This is a genomic window from Thiothrix subterranea (genome assembly GCF_016772315.1).
GTDB lineage: Bacteria > Pseudomonadota > Gammaproteobacteria > Thiotrichales > Thiotrichaceae > Thiothrix > Thiothrix subterranea.
Genome location: NZ_CP053482.1, coordinates 1,799,476 through 1,823,003, shown reverse-complemented (window position 1 = coordinate 1,823,003; position 23,528 = coordinate 1,799,476). Strand labels below are relative to the sequence as shown.

Here is a 23,528-nt window from a genome sequence, read left to right as displayed (position 1 = left end):
GTTATTTCTGTCACCAAAGGAGTTATTATGCGTACTATTCTTCATTACTTTCTAATTTTAGCAATAACTATAACAACGAGCAGTTGTGCTACTCATGCTTTACATTCCAGTAAAAATGTAAGCACTGAAAAAATCAAAAGCTTTTTGATTACTCAGAATAAATCCACATTGGTTGTAGCAGGCGAACGGTATCATTTTATTTTCCCATTGAATGATCCGTTGACTTCCATTTTGGAGTGGTCAGGTCGCACTAAACTAAACCCGACATTTAGCGAATTCACAGTGGATTCAAGCCAAAAAGTTAATGGTGCTTATATACTAGAAGCTAATATTGACCAGTTAAATACATCAGAACAGCAATTTCTCGTGGCACACGGCTTTAGTCGTCAAGGAACAACATTAACGCATAAAGCCAGTATTCAGGGGACACGTTATCTGGCGGGTAACGTCAATGTACCGCAAACCGCCTTTTTCCGTCAGCCTTATGCAATAACGCTGGTTTTGCCTGATGGTGTTGCGGATACTGCTGCAAAAGCTGCATTGACACCGTTAACACTGGCAGCAGATGGAGTTACTTTAGCACTGGCGGGAATAATACTGGGGCCGCTTTATGGTTTACTCATGATAGGAGGGCATTAAGATAAAAATATTAATTACAATAATTGAAAACCCGATGGTGAAATAACTTTGAAAAAGTTAAGGATCATCAATAATGATTGCAGAAAGCTCAGAGATTAAACGTAATTTATTGATAATGGCGACAATCTGTCTGTTATTAGGGATTGCAGTATATTTATTTCTTTATCCTAATAAGTTTCAAAGTATAACCATTCCTTTCATCGGCGTGATTTTTCCCAAGAAAATCATGATTAACAATCAAACCCTAATGGTATTTATTTATTCCTTTACATCTTTTCTACATGTTATTTTTATGACCTTGTTTTGTTCAGTTATCTCAACTCACATCACCCCCAAAATAATGATGTCATGGGGAGTAACATGGGGAGTAATAGATTCGGTTTTTGAATTTTATCAAATAGACGGAATGATAGAAACAACATCTACGGTTCATAGCTACATTATGGAGCAGGCCATAAACTATTTGAATTTAGGTGTTTATAATAAATTAGATATTGTTTCTATATGGATTGGGGTGTTATTTGTTTTTCTACTGACTGTTTTCATAAAGGAGGATAAAAATGAAAACATTACTTAAACCACTTCAGGTTTCTTTCGTTGTCGTCATGGGAGTAACCATGATAATTGGTAGTGGCGGTGGAGGCGGCGGTGGTAGTCCACCTCCTAATAACAGTTCTGTGCAACCATCTCCTACGGGAAAACTTAACGATACTGGTATTACATCTTGTGGCGATTATGCTTACGGTAATCCTAATGCAGTTAACTCCAATGATGACCTAAATTGTAGCTTATTCATGGATATGGATAACGACCCTATTCCTCCGATCAATCGGATAGATGCTATTGGGCAGGATGGTCATGTTGGGCGAGATGTTGCGGCTAATGATAGTAGCAATGGTCATGCAGGCTTTGATTTCACCAAAATCAGTAGCACAGGCCAGGCGTTAGAGGCTAATGCAAACCAGTGGTCTTGTGTTAAAGATAATGTGACCGGGCTGATTTGGGAGGTCAAAACCGACGATAATGGACTGCATGACTGGGATTGGACATACACATGGTATGAGCCAGATGCCACTAAAAATGGGGGTAACAGTGGTAAACAAAATGGTGGGGCGTGTGGTAATACTAGCCCATGTGATACTAATGCTTATGTGCAGAAAGTGAATACAGAAGGTTGGTGTGGTGCGAAAGACTGGCGATTACCCACACGCGAAGAAATGGTGAATCTAATGGATGTTTCTAAAACACCAATCCCCGAATATTTTCCAAACACACAGACACGTTTTACAACCTCATCAACGTATGCCTTTAATCCTCAGGAGGTGTGGGTTACAGGAGGTGGAACAATCTTCGTCTTTCAATCTGATAAAGATATTGCGAGGTATGTGCGTTTAGTGCGTGATGGCAAATAACGGGTGTTCACTATTTCACTATCTTGATAGACAACCAGGAGGTATTCAATGCGAAACGTAACCCATACCCTGATGGCAGGTATTTTATTAGTGTTGCCAGTCATCGGTTATTCTCAGGTGTGCAATAACGCCATCGTTGCCAACACGCCCGACACTAGCTTTAATGTAGATGATCAAAACGGTACAGTTACCGATAAACAAACTGGCTTAATGTGGAAAAGGTGTGCAGAAGGACAAGCGTGGGATTCTGTCAACAAAAAGTGTAACGGCACTGCGGTTGCTTACAACTGGCAAGCCATGTTTGATAGAGCAGCGATTGCTAATCAAACCCCATTTGCGGGCAAGATAGGTTGGCGTTTAGCTAATATAAAGGAACTGGAATCGATTATTGAAACCCGCTGTTATGCTCCGGCTATCAATGCCACAGCCTTTCCCGATAGTCCCTTGGCAGATTTCTGGTCATCTTCTATAGCGGGTGGAGGTTTTGCGTGGTTTCTCAACTTTGATGTTGCTTACAATGGCAGTGTTTTTAGAGATGAGCAGAAGTATGTGCGTCTAGTGCGCGTCGATGAGTGAGGTACAGTCGTTATCGTGTTCACTGGGTTTAGTTAGCTTTTTACCAAATCCGTATACAACGACTCCAAACCACTCACCAACCCCATATGACGGTGCAGCGCCAACTCACTTGTCGTCAACCCTTGCTGGATACGCTGTTTGACCTCCTCCAACAACACGAGCGTATCCGGTGAGGGTGACAGCTTCAGGTGTTGGGATAAATTGTCTGCCGCTGCAATGCATTGCCAAGCCTGAGCCAGATTGCCTTGCAAAGCACTGGCAACCCCAATCCCCCGCATCACCTCAATCTGCCCCTCACGGTCGCCCAGATGCAAGTAAGCTTCCATGCTGCTATTGAGGTGTTGCAACCCCAACGCAATATTGGCATCACTCAATTCGATCCAGCCCAATTTACACAAGGCTTGCGCCCGATACAGCGCAATCCCCAATTTCTCGGCAATCTGGATGCTTTGATGCAAGTATTCACGGGCATAACCTAATTGCCGCAACTGCCAATGTAGCCGCCCCAGATTCACCAAAGCGTAAGGCATACTAATGGTCAAACCGATCTTCTGATTCAAGTCAATACACTGCTCCAAGGCTTGCACAGCCTCATCGTAACGCCCCAACCGCAGCAATACATGCCCGCTATTGGCGAGATTGAATTGATAGCCCCCCTCATCATAAACAGTCGCAAAAAGCTGCATACTCTGTTGCCCGCACTGGAGCGATTCGTCATACCGCCCCTGTAAGCGCCGGAATACACTCAACGCCATCAAGCCCCGCGCCGTTTGCCAATCCCCTCCAAAATGCGCCGCCATTTCCGTTCCACGACTCAAATACTGTTCGGCAACGCCATGATTATCCAATAATGCGGAAATGCCCCCCGCCGTCAACATCGCCATTGCCTGAGCTAACGAAGGTTGAGCATGACGGTGGATAGCCAGAAAAGATTCAGCCCAGCGATACCCTTCCTGCCAATGGTTTGCCATAAACCAGAACATGCCGAGTGAACCCACCAAACGTAAACCTATCTCAGAACTCATCGCCTGTGGGTTGGTATCGGAATGACACAAGGCCAAACACGCCCGGAAATTATCGTGTTCACCTTCCAAATGCGCAAGGCCGGGTAATTGCTGCCCACCGAGAATCCCCGCATCCACACGTTCTGCCACCTCAAGATGATACTCAACAAAACGCTGGGTCGTCGGGCAATGGGATTGCTTGGCAAAGCGTACTTCATTGGCATACTGGCGCATCACTTCGTGAATGACGTAATGACCGTTCTCTTTACGATACAGCATCGACTTGTCGAGCAAACCACCGTAATCAGCCAAACCAGCCCCCGCAACCGCAGATGCTGCTTCTCGGGTAAATTTTCCTTGGAATAAAGCCAAGGCTTGCATAATCTGCTGTTCGCGGGCAGTGAGCATCTGCCAACTTTGCTGCACCACATTGGTGACAGCAGGCATGGTGCTGGCGTTCTCCTTGCTATTGGCATTGAGCGCAGTCGGCAATAGCGATGAGCGCAACTCCTGCAAGATTTCCTCGCAGGAAAGCTGCCTGATCCACCTTGCTGCCATTTCAATCCCTAACGGCAAACCATCAACCAAACGGCAAATCTCCAAAATCGTCTGCTGATCGGTTTCATCAGGTGCAAAGGTATAATCCACTTGGCGAGCTGACTGCACAAACAACGAAAACGCCGCGCATTCGGGGGCTATTTCACCTGATGGCGGCAATAACCCCTGCAACTGATAACGCCACTCACCATACACTTGCAAAGGCAAGCGTGAGGTAGCCAAAATCTTCAACGTCGGGCAGTGTTCCAGCAAAGCCTCACAAATGCCCACATCCGGCAGCAAATGCTCCAAATTATCCAGAATCAACAATTTGTGCTGAGAAGATAAAGCCATGTGCAATTGCTCAATGGGCGGGCGTGAGCCTTGTAACGCAATACCAAGACTTGCCCCAATGGCATTCGCAATGAGATCGGGGTGTTGCACAGAAGCCAGTTCAACGCAGCCAATGCCATGCCTGAAGTATTCAGCAAGGCGTTGCGCTAACGTTTTGACCAGTCTGGATTTGCCTACACCGCCCAAGCCCACTACCGTAATCAAACGGCAGGAGGCATCATGGAGCATGGTAGTTAACTCGTGCAATTCCTTGTGCCGTCCGATAAAAGGCAGCAAACCTTCTGAGGCGGGTAAATCGGTGACAGGCAAGTGCGCCACCAATAAGTAACCCTTGCGTGGTACGGTCTTGACGATTTCGTGTTTGTTATCCTGCAAAACACGGCGAATATCAGCGATACACTGCACCAACGAATCATCCGTGACATAGGCATCTTTCCACACATAGGCGAATAACTCGGCTTTAGAAACCGTTTTATTGGCATTAAGCGCTAAATAGTGCAAAACACTGAGTGACTGAGAGCGTAAGGTGCAGGAAGCTCCTTGCGTATCAAGTAATAATTGTTCACTCAAGTGGTAATGGTGGCAACCTAATACTAAGCTACTTACCATAGCTACCGGTTCCCCAATAGTTTCTGCGAAGCTGGGGTAATACTCACATCCCATGTGCTAATGGTCTCCCTCGGAATACTATCTGCCACTGACTATCACACCTGAATAGGGCTACTACTATTCAAAAATACATGCAATCAGCTTGCCATAGCATAGTTGAAGCAGACACTTCCTGCCACGGGAGTCACCTATAGTAACCCATAGTAAAAAAAGGGTTTTCCATAGCATTATCCTTTACAAACTGCCGTATTTTTTCCCAAACACCACTGACGATTCACCATTGCGGTTATAGAAATGCAGGGTGTTGCCTTCTTGTTGTACGCTGCCTGCTCGTTGCAGGGTGCGCAAATAGCTGCCTTCCCAATTGCCAACATTAATCGTCGGGCCGCCCGGTGTGGTGGGCAATACCCGGCAAATGTCGTTGCCTCTTTCCAGCCCTGTCATCATGAAGCCGCTGTGTCCTACCCGTTTAAAGGTGGTGGAGTATTGGTTGCACCCAGCGAAACCCTTCAATTCATCTTCGCCAACGCTGAGGCTGATGTCTAATTCAGCCGGTACGGGCGTGCCATACACCGACAGTAAACGCCATTGGGTTCCCAATAACGATGAGCCACCGCTGTTCAGCGGGCAAGCACCTACGGGTAAAGGAGGAGTGGCGGTATCCGGTTCAGCCGATAGCCCCGTGCTGGTCAACGATAAGGTGATCAGCAACAAAGCCTGTCTGCAATAACGAGCAGCTTTAACAATAGCAACAGAATGTGTCATCGCGATTGGTCTTTTCCTAAAGTAATGAATGGGGTAGTCGGGTTTACCAATGGTTACGCAGTTCCAGTGTCTTGTCTTCCAGTGTGCGCTGCGCCCTCTCCAGATGGTTTAAGCCGAATTCTTGGATGAGTTGACGGCTAAGCGGCAGAATCCTCTCGGCATCCGTCAGATTGTGGATTAAGGCTACTCGTACTTGGCGTAAGTACGCCGCCGTGATTTCTTGCCCCAGCCGTGCGACTTGCGGGTGTTGAGGCGCTTTACCACGCAATTGTCGGGTGAAATGCAGCGCACCGTCTGACCCTAAATTGCCTGCATTTAGCGCGGCATAGGCTTGTGCGATCAAGCTCTCAAGACTGTTGTTGTCATCCGCCGCTGCTGTTGTTTGTGGTGGTGCGGTTGCTTGCACCGGTGGCGGTGTTACTTTAGGTTTGGCTGCCGCAACCGCCGGTGATTTTTTGGGAGCAGTCGAGGCAAGGACGGCGGATTTTTTTTTCTTGGTATCCGTTACGGCGCGTGGCTTAGGTTTAGTGGCAGTGGACTCGGCAATTTCAACGAGTGGCGTGTCGTGATGCGTTTGCTGCCCGTGATTAACGGTTAAAACACTTGCGCGTGATGGCGGTGTCAGTGCCGTCGGCGACAAGGGTTCGCTCGGTTCAGACACGCTGGCTGACACTGGGTAAGGGGCTGCCACGGTTTCCAAAACAGCATTGCCTGCCACGGCGGTAAAAATACCAAACAAGGTCAGCAACGAACCCGTCATCAGGGCATGACTGACGTGTTTGCGCGGTATTACACGGTGCGAGCCGCGTTTTTCCAATTGCTGAACTTGGGGGGATAAGGCCGTTGCTAGGATGTGTACATCTGTTCCGGCGACGCACAGCAGTAAAGCGGGGTCAATGTGCTCATCCAGATACCGATTTTTTATCAATGGCTTGAGATTTTTTGAAGCATTGCGTTGGCAAGGGGATGGTTGCCCGGCTTGTGCGAGCAGGCTTTGCACTTCCCAAGTATCCGGGCTTGCCAACACAACATAAGCCTGCCCGTTGTCATGCCCGTAAGCCAATGGCGTCAGAATCCACGGCAACGCGAGGCGCTGACTGGTGATGGTAATGTGTTGGAACAGCGCATCCAATGCCCAAGCGGATGCTTCATTCGGCAACACATGAATCAAAATGCGGGATTCTAGCCCTTGGTGTTTGACCTGTTCCAGATCCCGCCCACGGTAGATTTTCCCTGCACCCGATACCGCTATGCAACTTAACAATGCATAGCGATTATTCAGGACAAGGTGTTTGCCCGACTCAATCAAAGCCCCCATGCCACGACTCCATTTCTCATGAAAAAATACGGAAAATAAAAAAACTCTTGAATAACTGTTCGGCGACGTTGCGGCTGCCGATTTTGTGAATAGCTCTCAATAACCCTAAGCTCGTTAACACTATCTTAACGTTATATTCATACAAGCCAAGTAAAACCCGCGTGTTACCCGTAACAGCAAGTGGTTTTTCACACATTGAATAAGCCCGAATTTTCGGCAAAAGCAGTGGGGTTTTCCTGTAAGTAATTGAATTATTTTGATCGATTTTGGTAAAAAGCTTAAGCGTGACCAAGCGTGACAATTAACGGCTTGTTGGCATGTGGCTTTCATGCAACTATTGCCGCCCAGTGGTTCAGTTATGGTTATAGATGTGCTTTGTGAGTTATTTTTATTAAGAGGAAAATAGATTTTATGGAAGAAAAAGAATGGATTCAAAAAGAACTCAGTCAAATATTAGCTAGTCGCTTATTGGAGAATAAAAAACAAGCCTGCAATTTTCTAACCTACATTATTGAAGAAACATTGGCAGGTCGTGGTGAAAAAATAACGCAATACGGCATTGCGCTTGAAGCCTTAGGCAAACCAGCGGATTTTTGCCCCACCGATAGCCCAGCGGTACGGGTGGAAGCCGGTCGGGTACGCAAATTGCTGGAAGAGTATTACGCGAGTGAAGGCCGTCACAGCAAATACCGAATTGTCTTGCCCAGTGGCAGCTACCAGCCCAGTTTCGAGCGTATCCAACCCAGTGCATTACCGGCAGTGCAATACTTTGCCCCCAAAAGTATCCAGTCGCTAGGCCCTAAAGTGCATATTAGTTACCCCGATACGGAGCTGATTCGCGATGATGCCTTGCGCGGTTTGGTGTATAACCTGCGTTCCTTATTACCGATGACATTGGGAAATTTCCGTGAAACCCGGATCGCTTTGGCGCGAGTCAGTCAACCCAAAGGTCACAAGGTGGATGAGTTGGAAGCCGCATGGCGGCATCATCAAGCGGAATTCTTGCTGCAATGTACCGCCGAAGGAGTGGATACCGGTTTCGTGCTTAAGTTTGTGTTGTTCCATACCCTGACGCGCGAACAATTATGGTCGGATAACGTCCAAGTGCCACTTCATTACGCGCAAGCCACTTTAGAGGCGGTGTTTAGCCAGTTGATACTGGAAACCTTTAGTTTGCACCGGGGCGTTGCCATGGCTTATTGGAGCCGCTATTGGAAAACGCACGCTGACATTCCCTGTCATTACCGGGTATTGGTCGAGCACATCGCTTTTCTTCAGGATGAGGCGGGGGATACAAATCTTCAAGCATTTTTGGATGCCTGCCAAGACCGTACCCAGCGTTACCATGACGATGCTTTGGCGCATTTGCACTACGCGGTATGGTGTTTGTACGCTTATATGTTACGTGCCGAACCGACCGCTGCCTTAGAGATTCAGTGGCACCGTTTGGCGCTGCGTGCGTTGGAACTCAACCCCGGCAATGCGTTGGCGCACAGCATTTTTGCGCTGGAATGCTTTCATCGTGGCGATCATGAAATGGGCAAACTGGAAATTGAAACCGCCCGCCAAGTAAACCCGTTTGACCGCACCGGCGGGCATTTGTTGGCGGTAGGGCTGTGCGCCCTGCGGCATTGGGAGCTGGCATTCACCTTGTTACGCGATGTGGCGGGGCTGGATTCGCGTTACCCCGATCCGTTGCGAGCGGTGCCTTGCTTGTTCTATTTTCGCCAAGGCGAATTTGCGAAAGCGGCGCGTTCTAGCATTCAGTTTGCCGCGCTTGGTGGTTGGGAAACTTTCGGTACTTTGGTTAGCCATTGCCGGGCGGATGATTGCAAAGGCTGTATTCAAACCCTGAGCCAAGCAGTGGATAAATTGCCTGCCAACCTTAGCCGTAACACATTACCTGCCAGTGATTTCTGGGAAAATATTCAACAGAATGCGCCAAAACCGGCAACATCCAGCGCATTAATGACAACCGCGACCGCAACGGATACCTTGACGGCTTCGGAATGAACGCCTAAAGCGCATTCATCGCTAGATGACCGCGCCGCGTCTCCCGTATACTTTAAGCCCCCTGTTGTTGAGATGACGCATGAAAGACGCAATTATTGTCGGTGGTGGCATTTTAGGTATGTTGACAGCCCGTTTCCTGCACGAAGCGGGTCTGAAAGTCATGATCATCGACCAAGGCGAATTGGGTAAAGAATCGACATGGGCGGGCGGTGGTATTTTGTCCCCGCTTTACCCGTGGCGTTACCCGGATGCTATTTCACGGCTGAGCCAATACAGCCAGCAACATTACCCCGCCTTGTGTGAAACCTTGACGGCCGCTACGGGTATTGATCCGCAATGGATTCGTTCTGGCTTATTGATGACGGATGCGCACGAATCCGCCCGCGCACAAGCCTGGGCGCAAACTTGGGGTTACGCTTTGCAGCCGCTAAGCTCAACAGCAGAAATGCAAACTTGCGAACCACAATTGGCAGAATTTTTCTCGCAAGGCATGTTTATGCCTGACATTGCCCAAATGCGTAACCCTCGGATTGCTGACTCGTTGCGCACCAGCTTGCGCTTGTTACCGATTGAAATCGCGGAACATTACCCCGTTACGGGGTTGGAAACGGCGAATGGGCGCGTGACTGGGGTGAAGTTGGGCAATGAAGTTTTCAAAGCGAATAATGTGATTCTCACCACGGGGGCGTGGACGGGCTTGTTCCCGGAAATGCAGGCATTGCATGTGGATATACGCCCGGTGCAGGGGCAAATGATTTTGTTCCGAGGACCGAAAGGTTTGCTTAAGCGCATTGTATTGCATGAGGGGCGTTACCTGATCCCGCGTCAAGATGGGCGTATTTTGTGCGGTTCCACCTTGGAAATGCGCGGGTTTGATAAGCAAACCACCACCGAGGGTTTGGATGAATTGCGTGAAACGGCTTATGCGATTATGCCTGCATTGCGCGATTTGCCGATCAATAACCATTGGAGCGGTTTACGCCCCGGCTCACCGAATGGCGTTCCCTATATTGACGAGCACCCGGAAATTGCGGGGTTGTATGTGAATGCCGGGCATTACCGTTATGGGGTGACGATGGCGTTGGCATCGGTGCAATTGCTGACGGATGTGATGTTAGGGCGCACGCCGGGTCTTGATCCGACACCTTACCGTTTGGATGCAGTGCGTACACCCACCGCTGAATTCGGTTAATGCTTCTGCTGGTAGAGACGCAAAATGTTGCGTCTCTACGGTGTTGCTTACGCCTGCACAACTGGCGGTACGCGCCGCACTAGCCATACGCCCAGCATCGTCAACGCCATGCCGAACCATTGCAGCAAGGTTAACCATTCATCAAACAGCAACCACGCAATCAGCGTTGTCACCGCCGGTGTCAGGTAAAACAAGCTGGTAACATTGGTTGCGCCTTGATGCCGAATCAACAGGTTAAGCAAGCTGATTGCGCCCAAAGACAGCACGATTACCAACCATCCCAACGCGAACATGAAATCGCCCGTCCACTCAATTCGCCATTCACCGATCACCGGCACAAACAACGCCGTTACGAGTAACGATGGCACAAACTGCACCACCGACCCCGTGCGTAAATCAAAATGCGAGCAAAAGCGCTTCTGGTACAACGTCCCAAACGTAATGCCGAGCAACGCACATAAGGCCGGAATCACCGCTTCCCACCCAAAGCTATGCGCTGCCCCTGCACTGGCTTTTTCCGCGAGCACGAGAATAACACCCAGCAAACCCGTCGCAATCCCCACCCATTGATAACGCCGCACCGTTTCGCCCAGCAAAATTCCCGCAAACAGCGCCGTGAGCAACGGCTGCAAACCCACAATCAAACTGGTTAAGCCAGCGGGCAAACCGTGACTAATCGCCACAAATACCCCACCCAGATACGTCGCTTGCAACAATAAGCCCGCCACCATCAAATGGAATAATTGCTTAGGGTTGGTTTCCCAAACGGCTTTACCCGCCCACGCCAAAACGGAAAGGGCAACAATCACCAGCGCATAACGTGCCACCAGAAAAGTCAGCGGATCAGCATACGGCAGCCCGTATTTTGCACCGATAAAGCCCGTACTCCACAGCAACACAAACAGGATTGGAAATCCGTTCTTCATCCTGCCCATCCTTCAATCCTGAAAATCCCAGTTCAAGACATTACAACACGGACAAATCAGCCACGCGCAGGAATAATCCACGCAAGCGATTCAGCAACGCCAAACGGTTGTTTTTCAAATCCACATCGTCCGCCATGACCATGACATCATCGAAGAACTTGTCCACAGGTTCGCGCAATTCCGCCAATGACAGCAACGCGGCTTCGTATTGCCCCGCTGCAAACAACGGCACGACTTTGTTTTCCTGATACTGCACCGCACTGGCAAGCGCTTGTTCTGCCTCAAGCTGCAACAAGGCCGGATTCACGCTTTCCGGCAAACTGCCTTCGACCTTTTTCAAGATGTTGCCGATACGCTTGTTGGCAGCGGCAAGGCTTTCAGCAGCGGTCAATTGGCGGAATGCAGCAACCGCTTTCACCCGACGGTCAAAATCCAACGGCTGGGTCGGTTTGAGGGAAGCTACCGCTTCGACCAATTCCGCGCCAATGCCTTGCTCCTGATAGTAAGCACGTAGGCGTTCGAGGATATAATCCAAGGCTTCTTGCGTATCCGGCTTGCTGCCAAGGTGCGGGGTTAAACCGTCAGCGGCTTTATCCAGCAAGTCTGCCAAATCCAGCGGTAATTGCAGTTCGATTAAGATACGCAACACGCCCAACGCCGCTCGGCGCAACGCGAATGGGTCTTTTGCACCCGTCGGTTTTTGCCCGATGCCGAAAATGCCTGTAAGTGTATCCAGCCGTTCCGCCAGCGCCAAAATACGTCCGGTAGCGGTGGATGGCAGTTCGTCACCCGCAAAGCGCGGCATGTATTGCTCTTCCATTGCACTGGCAACTTCTGCCGCTTCGCCGTCGTGGTTGGCGTAATAGCGCCCCATCGTGCCTTGCAGTTCGGTGAATTCAAACACCATGCTGGTCACGAGGTCACACTTGCCGAGTTGCGCCGCGCGAATGGCTAAGGCTTCATCCCCGCCCATGCGTTGGGCAATGTCTGCTGCCAACAGCGCGACGCGCTCGGATTTGTCGTATAGCGTGCCGAGTTTTTGCTGGAACACCATTTTCTTGAGCTGTTCGCGGCGACTTTCCAACGTTTGCTTTTTGTCTTGCGTCCAAAAGAATTCGGCATCGCTGAAACGCGGGCGAATCACGCGCTCATTCCCGGTAGAAATTTGCGAAACATCGCGGCTTTCGATATTGGCGACAGTGATGAAATTCGGCATCAATTTGCCGTCAGCATCGACCAGTGCGAAATATTTTTGGTTGTCCTGCATGGTCGAAATCAAGGCTTCCTGCGGCACGTCGAGGAAACGTTCCTCAAAACGCCCCGCCACGGGAACAGGCCATTCGACCAAGCCGGTGACTTCATCCAGCAACTCTTCCGGCATGATAGCTGTGCCGCCGAGTTCAGCCGCAAGGGCTTCAACTTTAGTCTTGATCATGTCGCGCCGCGCTTCAAAGCGAGCGACCACATACGCATCGCCCAATTGCACGGCGTAATCGGCAGGCGAGGTAATCGCCACGGGAGCAGGCGCGTGAAAACGGTGTCCACGGGTTTCGCGTCCGGTCTGAATGCTCAGAATATTCGCGTCAATCACGGCGCTATCCGCCAGCATCACAATCCAATGAATGGGACGCACGAATTCCGCCGTGCCGCTACCCCAACGCATCCGCTTCGGGATCGGCAGTGCCGCGAGGGACTTTTCCACAATCGCAGGGAAAAGTGCCGTGGTTTGTTGCCCGACTTGTTGCTGGCGGAAGATCAGCCAGCCGCCTTTGTCGGTATCAATCTGTTGCAAGTCCGCGAACGCCACGCCGCACGACCGCGCAAATCCTTCCGCCGCTTTACTGGGGTTGCCTTCTTTGTCAAACGCGGCTGCCAACGCGGGGCCTTTGCGCTCGATAATTTGGTCGGCTTGCTGCTTGGGCACGCCTTTCAACCATACCGCTAAACGGCGCGGCGCAGCATAAGGGTAGACTTCCGCTGCGACCAGACCCGCATCCGCTAGACCCGCCACAATACCCGCCGTGAAAGCGTCGGAGAGTTTTTTCAGGGCTTTGGGTGGCAACTCTTCGGTGCCAATTTCCACCAATAAATCGTGTAACATTATTTTTCTCCTGCGGACAGCATCGGGAAGCCTAACGCTTCACGGACGTTGTAATAGGCTTCGGCAATCGCTCGCGACAAGGTACGCACCCGCAAAATGAAGCGCTGGCGTTCGGTCACAGAAATGGCTTTGCGCGCATCCAACAAGTTGAAGGTGTGCGAGGCTTTGAGCATTTGTTCGTAAGCAGGCAAGGGCAATCCGGCTTCGATCAGGCGCTGGCTTTCGCGTTCGCACACATCAAAGGTGTGGAACAGTTCTTCAACATTGGCGTGTTCAAAGTTGTAAGTGGATTGCTCGACTTCGTTCTGGTGGTAGACATTGCCGTAGGTGACAACACCTTGCGGGCCTTTTGTCCACACCAGATCGTAGACGCTTTGCACGTTTTGCATGTACATCGCAAGGCGTTCCAGACCGTAGGTAATCTCGCCGCTGACCGGTTTGCAATCCAAGCCGCCGACTTGCTGGAAGTAGGTGAACTGGGTGACTTCCATGCCGTTCAACCATACTTCCCAACCCAAACCCCATGCGCCCAGCGTTGGCGATTCCCAGTTGTCTTCTACGAAGCGGATGTCATGTACCAGCGGGTCAAAACCGAGCATTTGCAGTGAACCGAGATACAGTTCCTGAATATTATCGGGTGACGGTTTCAGCAAGACCTGAAACTGGTAATAGTGTTGCAGCCGGTTGGGGTTTTCACCGTAACGCCCGTCCGTGGGGCGGCGCGAGGGTTGCACATACGCCGCACGCCACGGCTCAGGGCCGATGGAACGCAGGAATGTCGCTGGATGGAACGTCCCCGCGCCCATTTCCATGTCATACGGTTGCATGATGACGCAGCCCTGTTGCGCCCAGTAATCTTGCAGAGCCAGAATCAGCCCTTGAAAGGTGGAAAGGTCATAGTTAGCCATAACTTACTTGCTTTACGTTTATGCCTGAAAGGGGGCAAGTATACTGCAAGCTGCTGTGGCATTCAGCACTCTAACCGAATGTGCGGTAGGAAATTGGGGGTTTATGGCGAATTGTTAGCGCCCCAAAATCCGCGCCAATACATAACCATCCCGAATACTCAAAAAGTGCGAGCGTGGCACTGTCCAATATTCGGACTTACCGCGCAGGGCAAACGTATTGTTCATGTCTTGGCTGTAAGTCGGTACCACAAAATCAAAGCGGTCGGGGCGCATTTGGTTATCCCGCACCACTGAAACATAACGGATGGACGGGTGCGGCTGATGATTCAGCCAATACAAAAACCGCCCCGGCTGTTCCACGCGCAGATCATCGTACAAATCATCCGGCTCACTGCTCCATTTATCAAAGCCCATCATGTCCGCGAAAAAGCCCATTGGGGTATCGGTTGCTAAACTCGCCAAATCCGCGCTGGGTGTGCCAACGTGCGGGGTTGCCAGCGTTACCAAGGTATCCACCGGCACACTGTTGGCGCTCACCAGCCAAGCGCGTGCGACTAAACCACCCGCCGAATGCCCGACCAAAGTCAGCGGCTCTTGGCGTTGGGTGTGAAGGTGTTGCAAATAAGCGTTCAACCAATACGTTTGCAGCATAATCGGTGCACGCGAGGGTAATTCCAGCGTGTAGAAAATGCGTTCTGGTTTCACGGTGGGATTGCTGATGCTGTAAGCGCCTTGTGGTGTCATGACCACATTACCGCCGTCTACCCAGCCGTATTGTTGCAATACGGGGGTAACGCCTTGTTTGCGCCAGTCCATGCCGGTGCTTTGGAAACCGTGTACCAGCACCACGGTTTGCGCCCATAATGACGCGGGGAATAACAACAGGCTTGCTGCCAGTACTATTAAATGACGGATTTTCATGTCAGCCTCCTTTGATGATGATTGTGTTAGCGAATGCTAATATTACCCCTAAATTCTAACCCATATCGTGAGTAGCATCATGACTATACGCTGTATTGCTTTTGACCTTGACGACACTTTGTGGCCGGTAAAGCCGGTGATTCAACAAGCGGAACGGCATTTTTATGGATGGTTGCAGCAACATTACCCGCTGATCACCGCGCAGTATGCGCTACCTGAACTGATTAAACATCGCATGAACTACATGCAGCAATACCCTGAATTGCACTATAATCTTACCCAATTACGCAAAAACTGGCTGGCAACCTTGGCGCAAGCACACGCTTATCCCGATACCTTGGTGGCGGAGGGGTTTGAAGTGTTTTGGTTGGCACGCAATGAAGTGACCTTCTTTGAAGGGGCGTTGGAGGCGCTGGAGTCACTCTCGGCACGTTTTTTGCTTGGCGTTATCAGTAATGGTAATGCCAGTGTCCATCACATTGGTGTTGGGCATTTGTTTCAATTTACGCACAGTTCTGCCGAGGCCGGGGTCGCCAAACCACACCCGGCTATTTTCCACCAAGCATTAGAACGTGTAGGCATTTCTCCGCACCAAGCCGTCTACGTGGGCGATGATCCGGTGCGGGATATTCAGGGGGCAGCCAGTGCAGGCTTGCGTACCGTCTGGTTTAATCCCGAACGCCAAACTTGGCCGGGTGGGAGGGAACCGGATGCGACCATTCACCACCTTGCGCAACTGGAGGCTGTTATTGCAACACTATAAATAATAACTATTTGTTAGAGAGGAAGCATTGCTGACATGCGACATAGCCGAACCAACGATACCGAGTCACGAACCCGTCAGGCGTGGATTGAGCGCTTTTGGGTGTCCGATAATGAGCGCGATTTTTACCTGATTGGGCAAATCATCGACAATTTGTTGCAATCCCCGCCGCCGACTGACCCCTTACAACCTTGTAGCTTGGATGTCGCTGAAATCCTGCGCCATTTGGATGTCGATCAAACCACCTTAATGGCGGCGTTGCTGTGCGATAGCCGTTTCCAGAAAAACCTGAGTTTGGATGAGGTGGAAAAAGAGTACGGGCAAGCCGTGCGGCGCTTGTGTGAAGACATGCGCAATCTGCAACGTTTCCGTGACTGCGTGGAAAACACGGACCCTAGCAGCTCGCGTCAAGAGCAGGGCGAACAGTTGCGGCGCATGTTGATGGCGATGATTAAAGACATTCGCACTGTGCTGATTAAATTGGCGTGGAGCTTGCAACACCTGCGCTTGTTGTCGCGGGAGGAGCTGTCGGATTTGCACCGTTGTGTGGCGCGGATGAGCATGGATTTGTACGCGCCGATGGCAAACCGTTTAGGTATTAGCCAAGTCAAATGGGAATTGGAGGATTTGTCGTTCCGGTTTTTGCACCCTGATATCTATAAGGGTATCGCCAAATCATTAGCCGATAAGCGCATTGAGCGTGAGCAATACATTGCTGATTTTATTCACATCCTCAAAGAATTATTGGTTAAAAATGACATTCAGGCCGAGGTGTACGGTCGCCCCAAACACCTGTACAGCATTTGGAAAAAGATCAGCCGCAAGCAGATTGGGATTGACGAACTCTACGATTTACGCGCGGTACGGGTGATGGTGGCGGATACCGGTACTTGCTACCGCACGCTGGATGCGGTGCACAATACTTGGCGGCATATTCCCGAAGAATACGATGATTATATTAGCAATTCCAAGCCCAACGGTTACGAGTCGATTCACACCGTGGTGGTGGGGCCGGAAAGTAAATTTGTGGAAGTGCAAATCCGTACTCACGAAATGCACCGTTTTGCCGAGCTAGGGATGGCGGCGCATTGGTATTACAAAGAAGGCGGACGCCAAGATCAAGCCATGAGCGATGCGATCAATTCGATGCGGCGCTTATTGGATAGCAACGACAGTGACAGCGATTTGATGGAGGATTTCCGCACGGAAGTCTTCAGCGACCGGGTGTTTGTGATTACGCCCAAGGGTCGAATTATTGACATGCCGAAAGGCTCAACGTCGGTGGATTTTGCTTACCATGTGCATACCAGCGTCGGACACCGTTGCCGAGGGGCAAAGGTGAATGGCAACATTGTGCCGCTCAATTACGCGCTGCGTAATGGCGATCAGGTTGAAATTCTTACCAGTAAAAACGAGCACCCGCGTCAGGATTGGATGAAACCCGAACTCGGTTTCGTCAAATCCGGCAGTACCCGCCAAAAAGTACGCCAATGGTTTAGCCAGCAAAACCACGAACAGAATGCCAAAGATGGCGAACGCATCCTTGAGAAGGAACGCCATTTGCTCAATTTGGGTAAATTGGATTACGCGGAACTGGCACGGCAATTCAGTCGCCCTAGCGAGCGCGATTTCCTGATTGCGGTCGGGCGTAATGAAGTGTCTCCGGCGCAAATTCGCCGCTTTTTGCTGAGCACCCACGAGGCCGAATTCAAATTACGCAAGACCCGTAGCCTCGATACGGTGAGCAGCGATATTGAGGTACGCGGGGTCAGCAAGCTGTATACCCAGTTGGCGACCTGTTGCCACCCGGTCAATGGTGATCCGATTGCGGGGTATTTGTCGCAAGGGCGTGGCGTGATTGTGCACCGCACCGATTGCCCCGACTTTGCCAACTTACGCAAGGAACGTGAGGAACGCATTATCGAGGTGGACTGGGGTAGCCACACCGCCGCGTATGCCGCCGACATCACGGTGTCGACGTACAATAAATCGGGGGTGTTAGGCGATATTGCCAGTTTGCTGGCGAAGGAAAAGGTGAATATTCACAGCCTGCATACCCGTGACACGCACGACCCTTGTCTGGCGGTGATGGATTTCACGTTGGAAATCCGCGATGTGCAACAACTCGGCGAGGTCTTGGAAAAGCTGTTGCAATTGCCATCGGTGATTGATGCGCAGCGCAAGGGGTGAGTGAGGCGTAAGGTTGGGGTTGAGCGCGTGCTACTTCCCCAACAACGCTTTTTTCAAACCCGCTTGCACTGGCCTTTCCCCCAACCAAATGCCAAACAGTGCGCGTTTGAAATCATGCCCAGCAATCGTGGCAGCCGGTTGCCCATTCTTGATAATGGCAAGCGTGTTGGGGGTGTAGATCAAATCATAGACATCGCCTTCCTTGATCGCCTCTTTGAAGACGGCGATTAATTGTTCGATGCGGGGTTCGATAGCGGGGTCATTGCTGGAGTGTTTAAAGCCTTCGCGCACGGCCGATTCCATGTTTTCACTGGTGATCATGGCGGAGGTGATTTCTAAACGCATGGCGCTGGGCAGATTGCTGTTGAGGATGGCGTTGGCATCGGTGCTTTTTTCCTGCACATACAAACCGGCGTTGTAGAGGGTGAAAAATGCCTTGGTGCGCACGCCTTTGCCATTCAAGGTCAAGGTTTGCCCGGCAAAGGTTTGTTGGGCGGGAAACTGATCGGCGCTGTGACCGACCAACGGTAGTAGGCACACTAAGGCCAGCCAGAATTTCAATAGGGTTTGCATGATGTCCTCCTCGGTTTTGCTGTGACGATAGCCGCTCATCTATACCACGTTGGAGCACCTGCCACTAGCTGCTAGACTGGGGTAATCCGAAAAACTATTGATAAAAATAACGCCATGAATACCGGACTCATTATCTTCTTCGCCCTGTTGGGTGGCCTGCTGTTATGGGGCATCCTGTTATACAACCAATTGGTGTTACTCAAAAACAATGCCGAAAAAGCGTGGAGCAATATGGAAGTATTGCTAAAGCAACGCAATACCGAGTTACCCAAGCTGATTGCAGTCTGCAAAGAACACATGGCTTACGAACAAACCACGCTGCAAACGGTGATGGAAGCGCGTAACCGCGTGGTCAGTGCGATGCAATTTGGCAATATGGGGGCGTTGGAAGCCGCCGATAATGCTTTGCGCATTGGGTTGGGAAATTTGTTTGCGGTGGCAGAAGCTTACCCCGAACTCAAAGCCAGCGAGTCATTCCAGCATTTGCGCGAACGCATTACCGGTTTGGAAGACAGCATTGCGGATCGCCGCGAGTTTTATAACGATTCTGCCGCGCTCAATAACACCCGCATGGAACAATTTCCTGATTTGATCATTGCCAAATCGTTCAGTTTTAAGCCCTTCCGTTTGTTGAGTTTCAAGTCTGAGGAAATCGCGGATGTGGATGTGGCTGCGCAATTTACTGCCGGAACCTGAACCGGTTGCGCCATTTGCAGGCGATGCGGATGGCATCAATTGGTATAACGTCGCGCAAAATCAGCGCTTTGCGGTATTACGCAAGGGCGGGTTGATGAACCTTGCCAGCACCTGGCGGTTCGCGTTGTTTGGGGCTGCGGGGTGCTTTTTGCTGGCAGAGCAAGCGGGGCGGGAATGGTTGTTGTTGCCTGCATTGGGGAGTTTGTGGTTTGCGTTGGGCTTGTACCGGCGCTATCGCTTGATTGTGGATACGCCTACTTCACGGCTGAGCAGCAGTGCGCAAGGTTATGTGGAATTGTCCGGCACGGCAGCATTGCCGGAGGGTGAAAGTTCCCGTGGTTTGCCGCATTTGCCGGTGACGGTGTGGTTGCCGGGTTACGTGGAAGACCAGCCGTTTTTGTTGGAGGATGCGTTTGGGCGCTGTTTATTGTACCCGCAGGAGGCGGAAATTGTGACGCGCACGGGTGACAACCATCTGTTTTTATTGCACGCGATTTACCCCGGACAAACCTTGTATGCCTTGGGCGAATTGCGCACCCAACGCCATGCGCACAGCAATGTGTCGCAAGAACGGCGTGAACGCTTGGCGGTATTGCTGGCGGATTGGAAACGCGATGATCACACCTTATTGCAGAATTTCGATGCGGATGGCAATGGGCAAATCGACCCAGACGAATGGCAGACTGTGCTGGCTGCGGCACAACAGTGGGTGGATGCGGATATTCGTGCGCAACAACGCCTGCCGGGTACGCACGTGATGTCAGGGGCGCAGGCAGGGCAGCTTTTTTTGATCACGAATATTCCGCCGGAACAATTAGCGCGGCGTTACCAGTGGGCGGCGTGGTTGCATACGCTGGCTTGGTGGGGGCTGATGGCGGCGGCGCATATCCGTTAAGACAAATCAACCGCGTGTTGTTTTAAGTCTGCCAAATCGAGGATGCGTAAGCAGTCTTGATGGGTTGCCAGCACCCGTACCCGTGGGGCTTTACCCGCGTCAAAAGCTTCGCGCCAACGGGCGGCACACAAACACCATTGGTCGCCCGGTTTCAAGCCGGGGAAACCGTATTCTGGCACGGGTGTCATTAGGTCGTTGCCTTGTGAGCGGCTGAATTCGAGGAAGGCTTGCGTCATGACTGCGCACACGGTGTGCGAGCCAACGTCTTGTTTGTGGGTATTGCAGGAGCCATCGCGGAAAAAGCCGGTGATGGGTTGGGTGCTGCATTCTTCCAGTGCTGTGCCTAAAACATTGAGGGATTCGTACATGAGCTGGGGTTTCCTGTATCGGTTTGCTGGGGTGCAATGTGGCTGGTAACGGTTGGCGTTGCAAGTTCCCGTACTTATCGGATTGGGGCGTATTAGTCGGTTGTCATTTTGGGAATATTGAACAGCAAATCCACCAAGGCTTTGTTCAGGTAATCATCTTCTCAAAAACACGCGATTTTGGTGTATGTTCTTTGGCATCTTCTCAAAAAACGCGATTTTTGAGAAGATCAACGACACAGCACAGCAATGGAAAGCTCTATAATGGTCTTTAATTAAACAATTAGGAGGTGCAGGTGCTTCTTAACGATACGGAATGTGTGCGTATTGGCTAATTATGGCTATTATTGGCTAACGCTTTTCACTTTTTTGGCTATTTATTTTCCGCCCTTCTTGTCAGCACCCAGCAATTTAGCGTCCTGCAATTTGCGCCCAAATTCATCATCCTGCGCTACGTTGGCAAGGTCTTCCGCCAGATTCAGTGCTGCCAACATAGTCAGGTAGTGACCGATGGAAACTCCAGCATCTCCCTTTTCGATTTTACGCAAGGTGATGGGGCTGATACCGGTGCGTTCGCTGATCAGTTTCTGGGTAAGCTGGCGGCGTTTGCGTGCCAACTTGATATTTTCTCCCAAGGTACGCAGGATTTTTTGCTGCTTGGGGAAGAGGATAGCTTTGCGCCGGTCTGCCAAGTCATTCATAAAGACACTATTCTAATGCTTTGTCGGTAAAAAGCATAGTGTAGTATCTTTTCAGGCAAAGGGCTGAAGAATTCAACGGTGCGATGGGTATTAACAGGCAACTCTGATCACGGCAAGGCTTTCAGATGTCGCAGTATCCGCTAAGATTCCATCCGCAACAACGAATGACCAATTATCTTCAGCCAATAGCTTGAAGCTGGCAAGCTGGATGGCATCTAGGGCGCGTAAACCGTACTGCCTAGCTTTTTGTCGCATGAGTTGGTCTGCTTGCTCAATCACTGCATCACTTATGGGTTGCCTGTTCATTTGCACCCATTCCAGATCAAATGTCGAGAGCGTTTCCTGAAGTTGCAGATCGTCAATATCGCCCCGGCGAAACTTGCGGTAAAGCGCACTAATAAACTCAATCCTTGCCAAATCGGATACCCAGATTTCATTGGTAGGGTCATCCATCAAGCTGACGACTTGGGCAGTGCCTGCTTCGAGATGGAAATATTTGACGAGAGCTGAAGTGTCAAAAAATAGGTTCACACGCGGTCTTCCCGTTCTTCGTGGATTGTTTGGCTCAAACTGCCGGGGAGTTTGGCAAGTATCTGGCGGCAACGGGCTGCTGCAACGCCGCGTTTATTGTGGATGGAAACTGTGGTTGGTTTTTTCAAAGCATCCATAACAGATTGGATTGCCAACAGGCTTTTAAGGTCAAGCCGGGCAACTTCTTGCAATACATGATTTCTGAGTGCGTTCATGGTCATCACCTGTGGTTGCTGCTATGTGAAAAGTATAACATCTTATTTTTCAGGAATCTTTTGGGTTTCTAAGGAGTAATCGCATGACCACTGCATCCTTTTGCCCGTTCTGCCAACTCGCGGCGGCGGATATTGTGGCGGAAAATGCGTTTCATGTGGTCATTCGTGACCGTTTTCCGGTGTCGTTGGGGCATTCGCTGATTATTCCGAAGCGTCATGTGGCTTCACTGTTTGAACTCACGGCTGAAGAATTCAACGCTTTGCATGAATTGCTGCATCTCACCAAGCAGCAATTGGATACCCAACACCAGCCCGCAGGCTATAACATCGGGGTGAATGTTGGGGAGGCGGCAGGGCAAACGGTGTTTCACCTGCATGTGCATGTGATGCCGCGTTATGTGGGCGATCAGGCTGATCCGCGTGGTGGGGTGCGATGGATTTTTCCTGAAAAGGCGGTGTATTGGGAATGACGGTCAACGTTTGGCACGGTTGGAAGGAAATTGTGCGTATCCACCGACTCCCAAATCTAGCGTTTGGTAGATAGCAAATGGGGTGGAACTCGCGGGCTTTGCGGCGGTAACAGGTGCTTGATATTTAGCAAGCATGAATTCTACGAAATGCAGTATTTCTTGCTGGATATTCTCCGGCAAGGTGCGTGTCTGGCGGATAATTTGGTCAAACGTTTGCATGGCACTTACCTGTCTGTGTGTATGGGATGAGTATACGCCAAGGGCTGGGCTTAAGTCGAAGTCACGTCTATTTCCAGCCCCACGCCATCCAACACGTCTTGGTGGATTGAGGAGGGATAGTTGTCGTCTAGCAAGATCATTGCCGCCTGTTCCAGCAGTTCAGGATCAGCGGTGAGCAAGTCAAATGCTTCCATGCTAAAGCCACCTTGTATTTTGTGGTCGCGGAGGTATTTTCTGCTGGCACTGCCGGATTTTGTGGTGGGGACGGTGTGACTTTGCGGAATTTCCCAGATTTTTTCTGAGTGTAAGTGCCAAAAAGGGTATTCTGGATGAGGTGGACGGTTGGGGCCGAAGTCTTCAATGACTTGTTGCAGCTTTTCCTCGATTTCATCGAAAGCCATTAGGCGGGGTTTTCCGGCTTGTACCCGTGCTAATGCCAGCAATAGTAGAAGTGGCTTTTGTGGTTCGCGTCGTCCATCGGCGTACCATGTATTCATGTCGGAAACGTAGTTGAGAAATCTTTGTGGAATCATTAGCTTCACTTTTTAAGGTTTATTTTTTGTTAAAAAAACAGCTAATTTGAATGTTACTGTTATCTGTGTAATGTTACACTAAACGTGTTATGTGACATAGTG

General features: G+C 50.4%; 25 protein-coding genes. 11 read left to right on the top strand and 14 right to left on the bottom strand.

What is annotated here, in order from left to right; genetic code table 11:
* The first annotated feature begins 27 nt into the window (after nt 1-27).
* The 4 genes from HMY34_RS08910 (at nt 28) to HMY34_RS08895 (ending at nt 2,627) form a co-directional block, all read left to right on the top strand.
* Entirely contained in the window at nt 28-639 is a 612-nt protein-coding gene (locus HMY34_RS08910; protein ID WP_202718890.1) for a hypothetical protein, read from the top strand.
* Between the two features lie 73 nt (nt 640-712).
* Entirely contained in the window at nt 713-1,216 is a 504-nt protein-coding gene (locus HMY34_RS08905; protein ID WP_202718889.1) for a hypothetical protein, read from the top strand.
* The gene (locus tag HMY34_RS08900; RefSeq protein WP_202718888.1) at nt 1,200-2,051 is read left to right on the top strand and encodes an Lcl C-terminal domain-containing protein; all 852 of its coding nucleotides are present in this window, start codon (nt 1,200-1,202) and stop codon (nt 2,049-2,051) included. The genes HMY34_RS08905 and HMY34_RS08900 overlap by 17 nt, the downstream gene beginning before the upstream one ends.
* Before the next feature lie 48 nt (nt 2,052-2,099).
* Complete coding sequence (locus HMY34_RS08895) at nt 2,100-2,627, top strand: Lcl C-terminal domain-containing protein (RefSeq protein ID WP_202718887.1); 528 nt, start codon at nt 2,100-2,102, stop codon at nt 2,625-2,627.
* 32 nt (nt 2,628-2,659) lie between these two features.
* Here HMY34_RS08895 and HMY34_RS08890 read toward each other — a convergent pair whose 3' ends face one another.
* The 3 genes from HMY34_RS08890 to HMY34_RS08880 form a co-directional block, all read right to left on the bottom strand.
* The gene (locus HMY34_RS08890; protein ID WP_202718886.1) at nt 2,660-5,131 is read right to left on the bottom strand and encodes an ATP-binding protein; all 2,472 of its coding nucleotides are present in this window, start codon (nt 5,129-5,131) and stop codon (nt 2,660-2,662) included.
* A gap of 234 nt (nt 5,132-5,365) precedes the next feature.
* On the bottom strand, nt 5,366-5,896 hold the full coding sequence (locus HMY34_RS08885; RefSeq protein WP_202718885.1) for an META domain-containing protein: 531 nt from the start codon (nt 5,894-5,896) through the stop codon (nt 5,366-5,368).
* 43 nt (nt 5,897-5,939) lie between these two features.
* Nucleotides 5,940-7,214 carry a hypothetical protein gene (locus HMY34_RS08880; protein ID WP_202718884.1) on the bottom strand — a complete coding sequence of 425 codons (1,275 nt, stop codon included), beginning with the start codon at nt 7,212-7,214 and terminating at the stop codon, nt 5,940-5,942.
* A 411-nt stretch (nt 7,215-7,625) separates the two neighbouring features.
* Between HMY34_RS08880 and HMY34_RS08875 the strand changes: the two genes are divergently transcribed.
* Together HMY34_RS08875 and thiO are read left to right on the top strand one after the other, a co-directional pair.
* Nucleotides 7,626-9,227: a tetratricopeptide repeat protein gene (locus HMY34_RS08875; RefSeq protein WP_202718883.1), complete on the top strand. Its 1,602-nt coding sequence runs from the start codon at nt 7,626-7,628 to the stop codon at nt 9,225-9,227.
* A gap of 79 nt (nt 9,228-9,306) precedes the next feature.
* Complete coding sequence (thiO, locus tag HMY34_RS08870) at nt 9,307-10,419, top strand: glycine oxidase ThiO (RefSeq protein WP_202718882.1); 1,113 nt, start codon at nt 9,307-9,309, stop codon at nt 10,417-10,419.
* A 47-nt stretch (nt 10,420-10,466) separates the two neighbouring features.
* Here thiO and HMY34_RS08865 read toward each other — a convergent pair whose 3' ends face one another.
* From HMY34_RS08865 to HMY34_RS08850, 4 genes are all read right to left on the bottom strand, one after another.
* Nucleotides 10,467-11,345 carry a DMT family transporter gene (locus HMY34_RS08865; protein ID WP_228288023.1) on the bottom strand — a complete coding sequence of 293 codons (879 nt, stop codon included), beginning with the start codon at nt 11,343-11,345 and terminating at the stop codon, nt 10,467-10,469.
* A gap of 40 nt (nt 11,346-11,385) precedes the next feature.
* Nucleotides 11,386-13,446: a glycine--tRNA ligase subunit beta gene (gene glyS / locus HMY34_RS08860; protein WP_228288022.1), complete on the bottom strand. Its 2,061-nt coding sequence runs from the start codon at nt 13,444-13,446 to the stop codon at nt 11,386-11,388.
* Nucleotides 13,446-14,354, bottom strand: a complete 909-nt coding sequence (gene glyQ / locus HMY34_RS08855; protein ID WP_093066954.1) for a glycine--tRNA ligase subunit alpha — start codon at nt 14,352-14,354, stop codon at nt 13,446-13,448. Before glyQ ends, glyS begins: the two co-directional genes overlap by 1 nt.
* Nucleotides 14,355-14,468: 114 nt before the next feature.
* A complete protein-coding gene (locus tag HMY34_RS08850; RefSeq protein ID WP_202718880.1) occupies nt 14,469-15,275 on the bottom strand; it encodes an esterase/lipase family protein in 807 nt (268 codons plus the stop codon).
* A 79-nt stretch (nt 15,276-15,354) separates the two neighbouring features.
* Between HMY34_RS08850 and HMY34_RS08845 the strand changes: the two genes are divergently transcribed.
* Nucleotides 15,355-16,038, top strand: coding sequence for an HAD family hydrolase (locus tag HMY34_RS08845; protein WP_202718879.1), 684 nt, complete (start codon nt 15,355-15,357; stop codon nt 16,036-16,038).
* A gap of 36 nt (nt 16,039-16,074) precedes the next feature.
* Complete coding sequence (locus HMY34_RS08840; protein ID WP_202718878.1) at nt 16,075-18,228, top strand: RelA/SpoT family protein; 2,154 nt, start codon at nt 16,075-16,077, stop codon at nt 18,226-18,228.
* Nucleotides 18,229-18,258: 30 nt separating this feature from the next.
* Here HMY34_RS08840 and HMY34_RS08835 read toward each other — a convergent pair whose 3' ends face one another.
* Nucleotides 18,259-18,801, bottom strand: a complete 543-nt coding sequence (locus HMY34_RS08835; protein WP_202718877.1) for a chalcone isomerase family protein — start codon at nt 18,799-18,801, stop codon at nt 18,259-18,261.
* Between the two features lie 114 nt (nt 18,802-18,915).
* On the opposite strand from HMY34_RS08835, the gene HMY34_RS08830 reads away from it, so the two are divergent.
* Together HMY34_RS08830 and HMY34_RS08825 are read left to right on the top strand one after the other, a co-directional pair.
* Entirely contained in the window at nt 18,916-19,497 is a 582-nt protein-coding gene (locus tag HMY34_RS08830) for a LemA family protein (protein WP_202718876.1), read from the top strand.
* Nucleotides 19,460-20,392 carry an EF-hand domain-containing protein gene (locus tag HMY34_RS08825; RefSeq protein WP_202718875.1) on the top strand — a complete coding sequence of 311 codons (933 nt, stop codon included), beginning with the start codon at nt 19,460-19,462 and terminating at the stop codon, nt 20,390-20,392. The genes HMY34_RS08830 and HMY34_RS08825 overlap by 38 nt, the downstream gene beginning before the upstream one ends.
* Here HMY34_RS08825 and HMY34_RS08820 read toward each other — a convergent pair.
* The 4 genes from HMY34_RS08820 to HMY34_RS08805 form a co-directional block, all read right to left on the bottom strand.
* Nucleotides 20,389-20,760: a DUF2237 family protein gene (locus HMY34_RS08820; protein ID WP_202718874.1), complete on the bottom strand. Its 372-nt coding sequence runs from the start codon at nt 20,758-20,760 to the stop codon at nt 20,389-20,391. The genes HMY34_RS08825 and HMY34_RS08820 overlap by 4 nt on opposite strands.
* 374 nt (nt 20,761-21,134) lie before the next feature.
* Nucleotides 21,135-21,458: a helix-turn-helix domain-containing protein gene (locus HMY34_RS08815; RefSeq protein ID WP_202718873.1), complete on the bottom strand. Its 324-nt coding sequence runs from the start codon at nt 21,456-21,458 to the stop codon at nt 21,135-21,137.
* A gap of 90 nt (nt 21,459-21,548) precedes the next feature.
* On the bottom strand, nt 21,549-21,989 hold the full coding sequence (locus tag HMY34_RS08810; RefSeq protein ID WP_202718872.1) for a type II toxin-antitoxin system VapC family toxin: 441 nt from the start codon (nt 21,987-21,989) through the stop codon (nt 21,549-21,551).
* Nucleotides 21,986-22,204: a hypothetical protein gene (locus HMY34_RS08805; protein ID WP_202718871.1), complete on the bottom strand. Its 219-nt coding sequence runs from the start codon at nt 22,202-22,204 to the stop codon at nt 21,986-21,988. Before HMY34_RS08805 ends, HMY34_RS08810 begins: the two co-directional genes overlap by 4 nt.
* An 83-nt stretch (nt 22,205-22,287) precedes the next feature.
* Here HMY34_RS08805 and HMY34_RS08800 point away from each other — a divergent pair, with 83 nt between their 5' ends.
* Nucleotides 22,288-22,674 (top strand): HIT family protein, encoded by a 387-nt coding sequence (locus HMY34_RS08800; protein WP_202718870.1) that lies wholly within the window; start codon nt 22,288-22,290, stop codon nt 22,672-22,674.
* Between the two features lie 3 nt (nt 22,675-22,677).
* Here the strand turns inward: HMY34_RS08800 and HMY34_RS08795 are convergent, their stop codons facing one another.
* Complete coding sequence (locus tag HMY34_RS08795) at nt 22,678-22,893, bottom strand: DUF2281 domain-containing protein (protein ID WP_202718869.1); 216 nt, start codon at nt 22,891-22,893, stop codon at nt 22,678-22,680.
* A gap of 50 nt (nt 22,894-22,943) precedes the next feature.
* Complete coding sequence (locus HMY34_RS08790; RefSeq protein ID WP_503663873.1) at nt 22,944-23,426, bottom strand: phosphorothioated DNA-binding restriction endonuclease family protein; 483 nt, start codon at nt 23,424-23,426, stop codon at nt 22,944-22,946.
* Nucleotides 23,427-23,528 lie beyond the last annotated feature (102 nt).